Source organism: Methylobacter tundripaludum SV96, assembly GCF_000190755.2.
Classification (GTDB): domain Bacteria; phylum Pseudomonadota; class Gammaproteobacteria; order Methylococcales; family Methylomonadaceae; genus Methylobacter_A; species Methylobacter_A tundripaludum.
Genome location: NZ_JH109152.1, coordinates 1320188 through 1332977, shown reverse-complemented (window position 1 = coordinate 1332977; position 12790 = coordinate 1320188). Strand labels below are relative to the sequence as shown.

Annotated in this window: 13 protein-coding genes; 9 read left to right on the top strand and 4 right to left on the bottom strand. The window is 48.7% G+C overall.

What is annotated here, in order from left to right; genetic code table 11:
• Positions 1–267: 267 nt before the first annotated feature.
• From METTU_RS06045 to METTU_RS06035, 3 genes are read left to right on the top strand one after another with little or no spacing between them, the layout of a single operon-like run.
• Positions 268–456 carry a hypothetical protein gene (locus tag METTU_RS06045; RefSeq protein ID WP_006890425.1) on the top strand — a complete coding sequence of 63 codons (189 nt, stop codon included), beginning with the start codon at positions 268–270 and terminating at the stop codon, positions 454–456.
• Positions 456–1481, top strand: a complete 1026-nt coding sequence (locus METTU_RS06040) for a 6-hydroxymethylpterin diphosphokinase MptE-like protein (protein WP_006890424.1) — start codon at positions 456–458, stop codon at positions 1479–1481. The genes METTU_RS06045 and METTU_RS06040 overlap by 1 nt, the downstream gene beginning before the upstream one ends.
• An 11-nt stretch (positions 1482–1492) precedes the next feature.
• The gene (locus tag METTU_RS06035) at positions 1493–3067 is read left to right on the top strand and encodes a B12-binding domain-containing radical SAM protein (protein ID WP_006890423.1); all 1575 of its coding nucleotides are present in this window, start codon (positions 1493–1495) and stop codon (positions 3065–3067) included.
• Positions 3068–3360: 293 nt separating this feature from the next.
• Here METTU_RS06035 and METTU_RS06030 read toward each other — a convergent pair whose 3' ends face one another.
• Genes METTU_RS06030 through METTU_RS06020 form a run of 3 tightly spaced genes read right to left on the bottom strand, consistent with a single transcriptional unit; the run spans position 3361 to position 7589 of the window.
• Positions 3361–4899: a hypothetical protein gene (locus METTU_RS06030; protein WP_006890422.1), complete on the bottom strand. Its 1539-nt coding sequence runs from the start codon at positions 4897–4899 to the stop codon at positions 3361–3363.
• Positions 4900–4904: 5 nt separating this feature from the next.
• Positions 4905–6119 (bottom strand): ATP-grasp domain-containing protein, encoded by a 1215-nt coding sequence (locus METTU_RS06025; RefSeq protein ID WP_006890421.1) that lies wholly within the window; start codon positions 6117–6119, stop codon positions 4905–4907.
• Between the two features lie 9 nt (positions 6120–6128).
• Positions 6129–7589 carry a pyridoxal phosphate-dependent decarboxylase family protein gene (locus METTU_RS06020; RefSeq protein WP_006890420.1) on the bottom strand — a complete coding sequence of 487 codons (1461 nt, stop codon included), beginning with the start codon at positions 7587–7589 and terminating at the stop codon, positions 6129–6131.
• Between the two features lie 240 nt (positions 7590–7829).
• On the opposite strand from METTU_RS06020, the gene METTU_RS06015 reads away from it, so the two are divergent.
• Complete coding sequence (locus METTU_RS06015) at positions 7830–8030, top strand: hypothetical protein (protein ID WP_006890419.1); 201 nt, start codon at positions 7830–7832, stop codon at positions 8028–8030.
• Between the two features lie 78 nt (positions 8031–8108).
• On the opposite strand, the gene METTU_RS06010 is transcribed toward METTU_RS06015, so the two are convergent.
• Complete coding sequence (locus METTU_RS06010; protein ID WP_006890418.1) at positions 8109–8903, bottom strand: cytochrome C assembly family protein; 795 nt, start codon at positions 8901–8903, stop codon at positions 8109–8111.
• Positions 8904–9139: 236 nt separating this feature from the next.
• On the opposite strand from METTU_RS06010, the gene ffh reads away from it, so the two are divergent.
• The 5 genes from ffh to rplS all read left to right on the top strand — a co-directional run bounded on the left by ffh (position 9140) and on the right by rplS (position 12506).
• Positions 9140–10501, top strand: coding sequence for a signal recognition particle protein (gene ffh, locus METTU_RS06005; RefSeq protein ID WP_031436938.1), 1362 nt, complete (start codon positions 9140–9142; stop codon positions 10499–10501).
• Positions 10502–10639: 138 nt separating this feature from the next.
• Positions 10640–10891: a 30S ribosomal protein S16 gene (rpsP, locus tag METTU_RS06000; protein ID WP_006890416.1), complete on the top strand. Its 252-nt coding sequence runs from the start codon at positions 10640–10642 to the stop codon at positions 10889–10891.
• A gap of 6 nt (positions 10892–10897) precedes the next feature.
• On the top strand, positions 10898–11404 hold the full coding sequence (gene rimM, locus METTU_RS05995) for a ribosome maturation factor RimM (protein WP_006890415.1): 507 nt from the start codon (positions 10898–10900) through the stop codon (positions 11402–11404).
• 8 nt (positions 11405–11412) lie between these two features.
• Positions 11413–12150 carry a tRNA (guanosine(37)-N1)-methyltransferase TrmD gene (gene trmD / locus METTU_RS05990; protein WP_006890414.1) on the top strand — a complete coding sequence of 246 codons (738 nt, stop codon included), beginning with the start codon at positions 11413–11415 and terminating at the stop codon, positions 12148–12150.
• A 14-nt stretch (positions 12151–12164) separates the two neighbouring features.
• Complete coding sequence (gene rplS / locus METTU_RS05985) at positions 12165–12506, top strand: 50S ribosomal protein L19 (RefSeq protein ID WP_006890413.1); 342 nt, start codon at positions 12165–12167, stop codon at positions 12504–12506.
• The last annotated feature ends 284 nt before the right edge of the window (positions 12507–12790 follow it).

Here is a 12790-nt window from a genome sequence, read left to right as displayed (position 1 = left end):
CACAAAGCGGGGATTTTTATAATATACACTTTATATAGTCTAACTAAAATTAACTTAATGTGAAGTAATTGATGAAGACTTAATTTTGTCCAAGTAGAATGCAATGGCGCATTGAAGTTATTCAGCTTCAGGATTTAATAACGTAGTGAAATATTTTCATCCGTTGCGTGAATGGTAATAATCAATAATTATGTCTATGCTTCACGGCAATGGCTTGATGCGTAGTTATTTGCAATGAACTTGATAGTTAACCTTAAGAGGATAAAGATGAGCGAATTAATGAAAGGAAATTTTGAAGTCAAGCGCAAACTCGATGTGCCCGATGTGAGCGACGATTCTGCCGATTTCAAAAATGAATTTAAGAAAAAAGCGCTCGAATCTATCGGGGGCAGCATGGTGTTCGTTGAGCGTGAAATGCTCTTCTGGGAAAGCACTGAAAGCGCTGACGGTGAATAATGATGAGTCATCATGGCGTTAGTCCGGAATTTCAGGGAATTATGGATGAGATCACCTCGATTGGGCTCGATTGGCACTCGGAAACATTAGTCGAAAACTCAAAGAGAAATAAGCCGTTTATCGCAAAGTCGATCAAGGATATTGCATCGCCTCAGCAGAAAAAAGCGGAGTCCGCGATTATTATCAGTGCGGGTCCCAGCTTGTATAAAAACAATATATTGGCCCGTATTAAAGACTCTGGATACGAGGGAAGTATCGTTGCGATTGACGGTTCTTATGTGCGTTGTCTCAAGGCCGGATTGATACCTGATTACGTGTTGACGCTGGATCCCCATCCCACAAGAATCGTACGCTGGTTTGGCGATCCCGATTTTGAAAGTAACCTGAAAGGGGATGATTATTTTTCAAGACAGGATCTGGATATTGCCTTCCGCAACAATTCAAACGAGGAGAATCGTCGCAATATCGAATTGGTCAACCGGCATGGTAAAGACCAGAAACTGGTTATTTGTTCCTCGGCCCCGATGAATGTGGTTGAGCGCACTGAAGCGGTCGGCTTTGATGCCTATTGGTGGGCGCCGTTGGTGGATAACCCGGGAAGTCCTGGAAGTTTGACCAGAGCCATGGTTAACGAAACAAAGCTGCCTGCGATGAATACCGGGGGCACTGTAGGGACGGCGGCATGGGTGTTTGCCTTGACGGCGCTGAAAATCCCCAGAATCGCCGTTGTGGGCATGGATCTTGGTTATTACAAGGCCGATACCGGTTATCAATTAACCCAAACCTACGGCCCTCTTAAAGACAAGGTAGGCGAAGATAATCTCAAAGACGTTTTCCCCGAATTTACCTACCCGGATACCGATGAGGTTTTTTATACCGATCCGACCTATTATTGGTATCGATGCAATATTTTGGACTTGCTCGCCGCCTCTAAATCCACGCTGTACAACTGCACCGGGGGAGGTACTTTGTTCGGGGATGGGGTGGTATGTGTTGGAATTGATGAGTTCTGTGCGGGCTTTTAGAGATAGAGTTGATGGCGAAAATACTTTTTGTAAATCCAGTGGTGCGTGAAGAAGATGTCCCACGGCATATCCCTTACGGCATCGCGTTGCTGGCGGCTATTGCCATGAACAACGGCCATTTGGTTCAAATTTATGATGCCAATGCGTGGCGCAAGGGTTTTGGCGTTTTGCCGGATGTCTACCTGGCCGATGACTGGGATGTGATTGCCATCGGTGGTCTTACAACGACCTACAGTTTTATCAAAGAAGCCTGCCGGATTGCCAAGGAGGTTGCTCCCGATGCCTTCCTGGTTGCGGGCGGCGGCTTCCTGACGAGCATGCCTCAGGATATTATGGAATGGATACCGCAGATCGATCTTGGCATTGTCGGCGAAGCGTTCGTCACATGGCCGGAAGTTCTGGAAAAGATCGACAACAAAGATACCGATTTTAGCGCCACGTTAGGCGTGATATGCCGGGATGGCGACGGCAAGCCGATCCTGAATAATACACGACCGATTATTCGTGACCTGAATACACTACCCGCTCCTGCGTGGGATTTGTTTCCTCTTGAAGAGGTGTATTTCAAGAATTCCGCGTCACTTTTTAGTGAGGATGCCTACCGTATCAAACGGCGCATCGATATTAACGCGAGTTACGGATGCAGCTTGATATGTCGCTATTGCTGGCACTTGGGTACGACAGGCGACATGCTTATTGAAAAGGACAGTAACGGCAACAACGATGTCGTGTTCACCTACGGGCGCAATATTCGCTATCACTCGCCCGACTATATTATCGATATGGTCAAGGAGCTGAAAAAAAACTTCAACATTGATTTCGTCAATTTTCTGGACGAAAACCTGATGACAATGGATGCCTCAAGCAAGCGTACATGGCTGAAGGAGATTTGCGAGAAATGGATCGCAGCAGGTCTTCAGCCATCCTCGCGGCGTCCGGGCGGGAAAGCCGCTGCTCCGGGAGAAGAACCCGGCGTTTATTGGAGCGGAACCAGTCATGCGTCACTGCACCGGCCTGAAATCCTGAAGCTTATGTACGAAGCCGGTTGTACGCATCTGGTTTACGGTTTGGAGTCATTCGATCCCGGCATTCTTAAAAATCTTGGCAAGGGCACGACAGCGCAAAAGAATATCGATTCCGTGGGGGAATGCATGCGCTCTGGAATTATGCCGATTCCCAATATTATTATCGGCTTCCCGGAGGAGGATTTTCAGAGTGTTCGTAACACGATCAACGCATTGATCAAGCTTGGCATTCATGCGCGCCCGCATTTTGCCACGGCCTATCCTGGCTCGGAGTGGTATTACACCTATAAGGAGTCGATAAAAGAACAGTATGATGGCGATTTGGAGCGGTATGTCGCCGACTTGGGCGACGCCACGAAGATAACCGCAGTTATTTCCCATAATTTTACCGGCTTGGAGTTGCTAGGCTTACAAGAAATTGTCGCGCAAAGAAATCTTCGGGTACTTGATCAAGCCGAGAAGTACTGGGGGCGCCCTGGAGTAACCAATGTCGCTGCTCCCCAAGAGTCCTTCAACTTTCGGCGTAAGAAAATAGACGGTCCCATTGACGGTTCCAAATAAAATTTAGGCAGGCCGAGGATAAGTTTTTTGGCATTTTTGACGCACTGGATTGCCGGAGAACATTAAAAATCCATTGGGCGATGAGCATACGTATCTATACAAGTGCCGGCCCCTTCTCCCTTGAGGGAGAAAGTTGGGATGAGGGGGATATAAATGGTTGTTTTTATTCTCCTCTCCCCAACCCTCTCCAACAGGAGAGGGGGCTAGATAGACTTGCAACCCATTGTATTTATAATACAAAAAATTGTGTAGATACCTATGGCTATGAGGGTAAGCAGGCCCTACAACGAGCGTTACCCGCTTGACTGGATTAGTAACGCTGTTTTGTCTAAAGCCATCAGCGCGTTTTTAATTATTGCCATACCCTTGTCGTCGCTCACTGTGGCTTCGACAATCAGCCGTGAGCTGATGCATAAACGCAAGGCGCTTACCGCTATGCCGTTACGGGTGCCGCAGGCAACGGGCTGGCCAAGTTGGCAGCGTATTGACGACTGCATGGATGCAGGAGGTAGAGCAATGCATGGAGCGATTGCCGACGACTGCATGGATGCATCCGGCAGTCGTTGATAAACATGCCGGGTCTCTTCGCGACTTAACGGTATCCGTCCGACAGACTGGGGATGATAAAGCAGAAAAGGAAAGATGGTTTGGAGATGATCCCAGCTATTTGCCTCTACTAAGGGGCGACGGTCGAGCAGAGGTACGGGCAAGGGTTCGAAGTGCGGGTCGGATAGCAGGCGTTGATGGATCGCTCCCGCAAAGTTTAGCAGGAAGTCGATGGTGGCTGTTTGCGGCGCCATCCGAAATCTGCGCAGTTCTTCCAAAGCCACTTCACAGCGCAACAGCAGTCCGAAATTGGCGTCATGATTTAGAGATCCAGCCCCGGCCCAGTTGATCGGCCAATTTGCTCTGGCTGGACACGTCAACAAACCGCGTGGCAATGCGCGCTTTTGCAGGCGCTCCGCTACTGTCGAAGGCAGCAGTAGTGCAGCGGAAAAAGACGGGGCGGTAAGAAATTTCGATCCGGTCAGCGCGACCATGAAGCCCTGCTCCAGATAGGCACGTAACGTCGGCATCGCGATGCGGAACTGGCAGGCGTCGACCAGTACCTCAATGTTATCGGGAAAGCGATGGTGTAGCGCCATGACGCAGGCGGGGCTCGGCGCGATTAATCCGGTTTTGGATTGATCGACAAGAATCAGCAGGACTCGCCGATCCGATGCAGCGGCTTTGCTTGCCAAGGCTTCTACCTCGGCATCGATTTTAGCCAACGGTCTGGACGTCCCATCCTCCAGTCGAATGGGTACTTGCACCACTTCGACGGCATTATTGACGGTGAATGAGTTTTCGTCACGATCTTGCTTATCCGCTAGGGCTGAGGCCACTCCGCTTCCGGTTTCATTAGCCTCCACCATTATTATCAACGCCGGTATCGACACGCCGCTGCCCGTATATTGAGCGGCAATGGCATGTGCGTCGGTACCTGAGGCGGCGAATATAAGCTCCAGCCCGGTAATGTCGGACAGCCCGCATAATTGCAGCCATTCCAAGCGAATCCGCTGGATTTCGAGGGCATAGGCGGCAGAGTGTGATTCGGCGCTGATGGCTTCCAGTAATTTCTGGCGTAGCCGATTTGCGGCGGCGAATCCTTCCGTGGAAATAACGGAAGCCGTAGAGGAGCCGAATGCCAGTATCTGGGCGTCGGGAAGCGGTTGGCAGCCGTATTTGTTCAGTCCGCTGAGCGGATCGAGCGCGAGGCGGGCATCGCCGCCTGCCAGCAGGAGTTGCTCGGTGGAGGGCAGGCTGTCGGGTATTGGGGGATGTTTTTCCACAATATTTAAGCAGAGTCGCGTTGCATGGCGTCCTGTAACATCTGGCGAAAGGCGTCGAATACTTTGTTCATTTGCGGTTGTTTGTAGGGAAAGACATCGACCGGATCGATGGCATGGACAATCATGCAGCTGTCAACTTCGAAAATCAGCAACTTGCCGTCAGCGGTTTCGCCGCAATCGATGCCCAGATAGTCCAGTCCAACCCGTTCGTTGATGGCGTGGAAGGCTTCGGCGTGTTTACGGGCAAAGGCGTTGTCGAAATCGATCATAAAGCGCTCTTCTTCGGCGCGTTTTTCGGCGCTTTCGGTCATGCCGGCATTCAGGTAATGGATCATCCAGTGCTCGGATATGCCTACATGACAGACAAAGGGCTTGCCATTGATCAGGACGATGCGATATTTTCTGAACAAGCCATCCTGCCGACGATAGTCGACAAAACGGGATACATAGAATTCATTGTTGGGCATGTTTTGCAGATAGCTAACCAGAGCGCCAGTATTATCTATTTTGTCCAAGTCTTTCCCGGCGTGGGAGTCGACGGGACGGATAATGATCGGGAATGCGCCGTCTTCAAGAATGTCGGTGAGTGGCCGCTTTTTATCGGCGACTTGTTCCAGCGTCTGCCGGGCTATGCGCACCGTGATCGGCATTTCCACGCCCGGAGCGGATTTTAGCAATGTGCAAGCCTCATTGCGCGACAGCAATGCAATGCGATCCGGTCTGTTAAGTACCGGGCGCGGCCATGATGCTATGGCGGTATCGATCTCTTTCAATAACGGCATATTCAGGTCGGATTGGGCAATGGCAACGAATAGCACATCGTGATCCGGGAGATTGGCCGGTAACGGCAAGTCCTGGGTCACATAGACTATATCGAGGGCAACATCGGAGTCTTCCAGCAGAAATTCCAGAGGCGTATTTGCCATTAAATCGCCCGGTCCCATGATTGCAAGCAGCCGAATATTAACTTGGCTGGTCGCAGTGGGCGGAGCGTATATTTGCTGACTTTCGATGGCCTGGGCTTGCATGGTCAAGGCTAATTCGCGATTACCCCTGAGTTGTAAAACCGTGGATAAATCCATTAAGGCATGTCCACCGGTATCGGTTTCGGCGCGTTCGATTAATTGCGTGCCCAGGGGGGTAAGGTCGCAGTCGGAGTAGGCCATTCGCATCAGCTTTGCCAGGCCGATCAGCGGTTCGGTAAGTTTGTTGGTGTGCATTGGTTTTTCCTAAGGTTGCGCCTGTGGGGTATTTTTGGAGGCAATTTTACCCAGTTCTAGCGCGGCATTGATCAAGGCGTCAATGTCGTTTGCGGTGGTGCGATGATTAACGATGGCGGCTCGAATGGCTAGCTGTCCATTGAGAGTCGTCGTTGAGGGTGCGGCAATTCCTGATTCCTGTAGTGCGATCACAATGTCGGCATTGATCCGGTTGGCGTCGGCGCTACGATAGCGGAAGCAGACGATATTCAAGGCAACGGGCGCAAGCAGTTCCAGCAGCGGTTCGGCTTCGATACGCCGCTTCATGTGTTGGGCCAGGGTGCAGGTATTTGAGATAACTTGGCCTAATTTTTCCGCGCCGTAAACTTTTAGGGTGAACCATGTTTTGAGCGCCCTAAACCCGCGTGAAAGATCGGGGCCGAAGTCGCACGGCCACGGCGAACCTGCCGCCATGCCCCGGGATTCGCGTTTCAGGTAATCGGCGGGCGAGGCGAATGCGCTTTGATGCAGCTCACCGTCTCGCACTAATATAAATCCCGCATCGTAAGGAACTTGTCCCCATTTATGGAAATCAAAGGCAATGGAATCGGCGCGTTCGATGCCTTGCAAGCGCGGTGCAATATCCGGCGCCAGCATGGCCAGCGCGCCGTATGCGCCGTCGACGTGGAACCAGATGTTTTCTCGTTCGCAAAGCTCGGCAATAGAATGAAGGTTATCAATGGCGCCTACGCCTACGGTACCTACCGTTCCGGCAATGAAAAACGGCGTCATTCCTGCCTTTCGGTCTTCGGCGACGGCAAGCTCAAGCGCCGCTATATCCATTTGGTATCGCTCATCGACGGGTATCGTGCGTAGGGCGTTGCTGCCGAAACCGGCAATATCCATGGCCTGGACAATGCTGACATGGGCGTTGGCCGAGGTGTAGGCAATCAACTGCCGATTGCCGGCAGTAATGCCCTCATGGCGGACGCCGACGCCTAACAGGGCGGTGCGTGCGATCAATACGCCAATCAGGTTGGCCATTGACGTTCCGGTTACAAACAGGCCGCTGGCGGTTTCCGGGAACTTAAACAATTCCCGAGTCCACTGCACGACCTGTCGTTCGATTTCTATCGGAGCCTGATCGCGTCCGCCAAGATTGGCGTTTAGTCCTGCCGCCAACATTTCAGCCAGCATTCCGATCGGGGTTCCTCCGCCATGAACCCAACCCATAAAACCGGGATGGACGTTGCCTAAGGCGTAGGGGAGCACATCTTTCATGAATAGTTGATGCGCGCTTTCGAGATCATGTTGTCCGTCATCCAATGCTTGCCGAAATGAAAGTCGTACTTCTTCAGGCATCGGCTGCCAGACCGGTTGGTCGCGCTGATGTTCAAGGTAGTCCATCATGTCGTCCAGCATTCGATGGCCTTGCAACCGAAAGGCATTCCAATCGGACGGATCCAGTGTGTTTTTAGAGGTTTCCAGCATCGTTATTCAGGACCAAAATACGGCAAAGCTTTGCTGAAAAATTACGTAAGTATCGGGAGTTGCGTGTAAATAGCGTAATAATGGATTCAAGGGTGAGCTAGTCCTGATTTTGATTTAATATGTGAAGAAGTGTTTTATGGTTTGATAAAAAGACAATTAATCACTTGGGTTTATATTAAGTTAAAGTATTGTATACACAGGACGATAATACCTTAGGACGTTTAAATTTTGGAGGTTTTTATGATAAGTTCAGTAGGTGGTTCAAACGCGCCGGGATTAGCAACGGCTCTTATGAAAGAGAAGACCGCGATGCAAGATGTGGCGGTGGCTGTCGTTAAGAAAGGTCAGGATATTGAAAGAGCTCAAGGGGAGTCGGCTTTAAAATTAATAGATTCGGCTACTGGCGTAGCAGGTCCCGGTCGAATTGATGTGCATGCATAAGGCACAGGTTCGAGTCGATAAAACTTCATAATAATGAAGTTGATAAAAAAAGAGCGACTTGGAGTCGCTCTTTTTTTATCAGGTCTTCTTTAAAATTAATTCAAGCACCAGTTTGCTGCCAAAGTAAGCCAGCAGCAGCAAAACAAAGCCGGTTAAAGTCCAGCGGACTGCGGTTTTTCCTCGCCATCCGTAACGCAATCGGCCTATTAACAGGCTGGAAAAAATGATCCAGGCGATAATCGATAAAACAGTTTTGTGCGCTAAATGCTGTGCAAATAAATCTTCAATAAAAATAAAGCCGCTGATCAATGAAATGGTCAGGAAAAAAAGCCCTGTGCCAAGCATTTGAAATAACAATGATTCCATGGTTTGCAAGGAAGGTAATGACTGGATCAAGCGTTTGGGCGGATGGCTTTTAAGTTGCTGGTCTTGAATGGCGAGCAACACGGCTTGCAGGGCGGCAATGTTTAGCAGGCTGAACGCGATAATCGAGGTTAATATGTGGACACTCATCTGCCAATTGTGGGTGTGCAGTAGATGCGGTTTTTCGGGCAGGTTCAGCTCCAGCGCCAGCATGATGGCGGCAATGGGGAAAATGACGACGCCCAGTTTTTCGACAGGTTTGGTCAGTGTCGCCATGAGTAGCAGCAGGGCGACAATCAGTGAAATCAGGGATGCTGTGCTGATAAAGCTAAAGTTGAAGCTGTTGTTTTGCTGGAAAGCGATGGCGGTATATAAAAGGTGGGCGCATGCTGCTGCCCAGGCCAGATAAAGCGGTGTGTGCTGTCTCCTGTTCTGATGCGTGTCTCGGGCAATAAACAGCGTGCTTGCCAGATAAGTACAAATTGAAAAGGTAGCGAGAGTGGTGTTCATTAGAATCGTTTTATTGGTATGTGAACAATAGATAATGTGTGGACTTATTGCCGGTATGGATGTGGGTGGGCGGCATCAGCTTCCGCATAGGGCGATAAGTCGCTTCCCCAGCGCACCACAAATTCCCTTGAGTTTAATGCAAAGGCCTTAATGGCTATGTTAATATATCCTATTAAATAGTCCTAACGCATTTGCGTTAGTGAATGGTTTCCTTAAGATTTAATAAAGACACTGATATGTTTGATAATTTAACCGATCGATTAAGTAGCACGCTTAAAAAAATTAAAGGTCAGGGGCGCTTGACTGAAGACAATATCAAGGACACCCTGCGCGAAGTGCGTATGGCTTTACTTGAGGCTGATGTCGCTTTGCCGGTGGTTACGGACTTTATTGAGCGTATCAAAATAGGCGCGTTAGGTCAGGAAGTTCAGTCCAGTCTTTCGCCCGGCCAGTCGCTGATTAAGCTGGTTCAGGCTGAGCTGGTTGCCGTGATGGGCGAGGCAAACGAAAAGCTGAATCTTAATGCTGTTCCGCCGGCGATCATCTTAATGGCCGGTTTGCAGGGGGCAGGTAAAACCACGACGGTCGCCAAATTAGGTCGCTGGCTGAAAGAAAATCAAAAGAAAAAAGTCGGTGTAGTCAGTGCCGACGTTTATCGTCCGGCGGCTATTAAGCAGTTGCAGATGCTTGCAAATGAGCTTTCTTTGGATTTTTTTGAAAGCGACATTTCACAAAAGCCAGTTGATATTGCTAAAAATGCCATTGAAGCGGCGAAGAAAAAATTTCTTGATGTCATTATTATCGATACCGCCGGTCGTCTTCATATTGATGATGAAATGATGGGCGAGATTAAAGAATTGCATGCGGCAATCAATCCTGTCGAAACCTTGTTTGTTGTTGACAGCATGACCGGGCAGGATGCCGCGATTACTGCAAAAGCCTTTAATGATGCCTTGCCGTTGACCGGGATTATCCTGACCAAGGCAGATGGCGATGCGCGAGGTGGTGCGGCGTTGTCTATACGTCACATTACCGGCAAGCCGATCAAGTTCATCGGTATGGGCGAGAAAACCGATGCTTTGGAACCCTTCTATCCCGACCGTATCGCGTCCCGTATTTTGGGTATGGGCGATGTGCTGGGCTTGATTGAAGAGATCGAGCAGAAAGTTGATAAGGAGAAGGCCGAGAAGCTTGTCAAAAAACTGCAAAAAGGCAAGGCTTTTGATCTGGAGGATTTTCGTGAGCAATTGCAGCAAATGCAAAATATGGGTGGAGTCGGCTCTATGCTGGATAAATTGCCGGGTATGAGCAGCATTCCCCAGGAAATGAAAGATAAGGTTAATGACAAGGAATTATCGCGTCAGATTGCGGTGATTAATTCCATGACCATGAAAGAAAGGCGCTATCCTGATTTGATTAAAGGCAACCGGAAGAAGCGTATCGCTGACGGTTGCGGGCAGCAGTTATCGGATGTTAATCGCATCTTGAAGCAGTTTATGATGATGCAGAAGATGATGAAACGCTTCAAAGCGGGCAATATGGCGAATATGATGCGGGGCATAAAAAATAATGTGCGCGGCATGGGTATGAGAAGGTAATTATTGTTGCGTTAATGACGACTTATTCGATGGCTAAAGTGAATGAACTTGATGGGATGTGCGTTGTTCTTTACTTATAGAAAAAATTGAGTAAAATAAGTCGATTAAATTTTGACTAAATGTTTTTGAGGAACTTAGATGGTAACTATTCGTCTTTCTAGAGGCGGCGCGAAAAATCGTCCTTTCTATCACGTTGTTGTAACCGATAGCAGAAGCGGCCGTGACGGTCGATATATTGAACGTCTTGGTTTTTTTAACCCCTTGGCGCGCGGCAATGAAGAAAAATTGCGTTTAGATTGTGATCGTGTCGATCATTGGAAAGCCAATGGCGCACAACCTTCTGATCGCGTTGCAAAATTGATTAAAGACGCACGTAAAGCGGCGGCATAAACTGAGTTGTCAGAGCAACAGCATATAAGCGTTGGAAAGATTTCCGGCGTTTTTGGCATAAAAGGATGGGTTAAGGTATTTTCCTTCACTGATCCGAGGGAAAATATTTTAACCTATTCTCCTTGGTTGTTGAAAAAAGGCGACGAGACAAAAACAGTTAATGTTGTTGATGGGCAGCTACAAGGTAAGACGATAGTCGCTCAGCTGACCGACGTTAATGATAGGGATCAAGCAGCAAGCCTGATGGGCTGGGATATTTTTATAACCCAGGATCAATTGCCGAAAGCGGCTAAAGGTGAGTATTACTGGTCCGATTTGATCGGTTTGAATGTTGAAACCATTGATGGCGTTCAGTTAGGCGTGGTTGATAGCCTTTTGGAAACAGGCGCTAATGATGTGATCATTGTTCAGGGCGAGCGAGAGCGGGTCATTCCGTTTTTACAGGGACAAACGATAATTAATGTTGATCTGGATGCCGGTAAAATTGTTGTCGATTGGGATCCTGAGTTTTAATTAACAGCATGCGTTTTGACGTTGTAACATTATTCCCGGAAATGGTGGCAGCGGCTGCGAGTTACGGTGTAACGGGAAGAGCAATCGAACGCAAGATAGTCAGTTTGTCGGTATGGAACCCTCGGGATTATACCCACGACAGACATAGAACTGTTGACGATCGTCCTTATGGCGGCGGCCCAGGCATGGTCATGAAGTATCAGCCGTTGCATGATGCGGTTAGTGATGCCAAGAAGGCAGGCGCTGGGACCAGCAAAGTGGTTTATTTGAGTCCGCAAGGCAAACCGATTACACAGGCTTTGTTAGCCGAAGCTTGTAAAGTATCGCAATTGATTTTAGTTGCGGGGCGTTACGAGGGCATTGATGAGCGCTTTGTCGAGTTGGATTGCGATGATGAATGGTCTATCGGTGACTATGTTATCAGTGGCGGCGAGCTTGCAGCATTGGTCGTCATTGATGCGGTGACCCGGTTGCTGCCGGGTGTGCTTGGTGATGAGGATTCAGCCCAGCAGGACTCTCACAGCGATGGTTTACTGGATTGTCCGCACTTTACCAGGCCTGAACAGATTGAAGGACATTCGGTGCCGGAGGTTTTATTAGGCGGCAATCATGCGGATATAGACCGCTGGCGAATGAAGCAGGCTTTGGGAAGAACCTGGCAGAGACGACCGGATTTGTTGGAAAAAAAGAATTTGAGTGCAGAGCAGGAAAATTTGCTTAGAGAATTTATTGTGGAGTTGGTTTAAATTAAGGTGTGGTAATGAGCAATATTATTGATGAATTGGAAGCGGAACAACTGAGACAGATTCCTGACTTTGGTCCAGGTGACACAGTTGTTGTACAAGTTAAGGTAAAAGAAGGCGAGCGTGAAAGAATTCAGGCTTTTGAAGGTATCGTAATTGCAAAACGTAATCGCGGATTAAACTCAGCTTTCACAGTAAGAAAAATTTCTCACGGTACTGGTGTTGAGCGTGTTTTTCAGACTCACAGCCCTATCATTAGCGAGATCAACGTTAAGCGTCGCGGCGATGTACGTCGTGCCAAGTTGTATTACTTGCGTGACCTGACTGGTAAAGCAGCGCGTATTAAAGAAAAACTTTAATCAAGCTGATTTACGTGAAATAAAAAAGGCAGCTTAAGCTGCCTTTTTTTATGGCTAATGATTTAGCTTTACTTTGCCAGATTATGCGTGGGCTCGTCATACCCGCCGGGAGCGGGTATCCAGTGCCGTGGATGGTAAGCCGGAATCTATCCATGGAGCCTAAGATTCCGGCAATCCCTGCCGGAATGACGACCTGGATGTGTAATCATGAAATCTGACAAAGTAGAGTTAGTCTGGTTGCATTTTTATACTTAGAATTGTAAATTTCTTTATTGCTTGTCTTT

Excerpts from the sequence above, each read along its gene's own strand:
- METTU_RS06040 (WP_006890424.1), top strand. The coding sequence starts at position 456 with ATGATGAGTCATCATGGCGTTAGTCCGGAATTTCAGGGAATTATGGAT.
- METTU_RS06020 (WP_006890420.1), bottom strand. The coding sequence starts at position 7,589 with ATGCTGGAAACCTCTAAAAACACACTGGATCCGTCCGATTGGAATGCC.
- METTU_RS06015 (WP_006890419.1), top strand. The coding sequence starts at position 7,830 with ATGATAAGTTCAGTAGGTGGTTCAAACGCGCCGGGATTAGCAACGGCT.
- trmD (WP_006890414.1), top strand. The coding sequence starts at position 11,413 with ATGCGTTTTGACGTTGTAACATTATTCCCGGAAATGGTGGCAGCGGCT.
- METTU_RS06010 (WP_006890418.1), bottom strand. The coding sequence starts at position 8,903 with ATGAACACCACTCTCGCTACCTTTTCAATTTGTACTTATCTGGCAAGC.
- ffh (WP_031436938.1), top strand. The coding sequence starts at position 9,140 with ATGTTTGATAATTTAACCGATCGATTAAGTAGCACGCTTAAAAAAATT.
- rplS (WP_006890413.1), top strand. The coding sequence starts at position 12,165 with ATGAGCAATATTATTGATGAATTGGAAGCGGAACAACTGAGACAGATT.
- rpsP (WP_006890416.1), top strand. The coding sequence starts at position 10,640 with ATGGTAACTATTCGTCTTTCTAGAGGCGGCGCGAAAAATCGTCCTTTC.
- METTU_RS06045 (WP_006890425.1), top strand. The coding sequence starts at position 268 with ATGAGCGAATTAATGAAAGGAAATTTTGAAGTCAAGCGCAAACTCGAT.
- METTU_RS06035 (WP_006890423.1), top strand. The coding sequence starts at position 1,493 with ATGGCGAAAATACTTTTTGTAAATCCAGTGGTGCGTGAAGAAGATGTC.
- METTU_RS06025 (WP_006890421.1), bottom strand. The coding sequence starts at position 6,119 with ATGCACACCAACAAACTTACCGAACCGCTGATCGGCCTGGCAAAGCTG.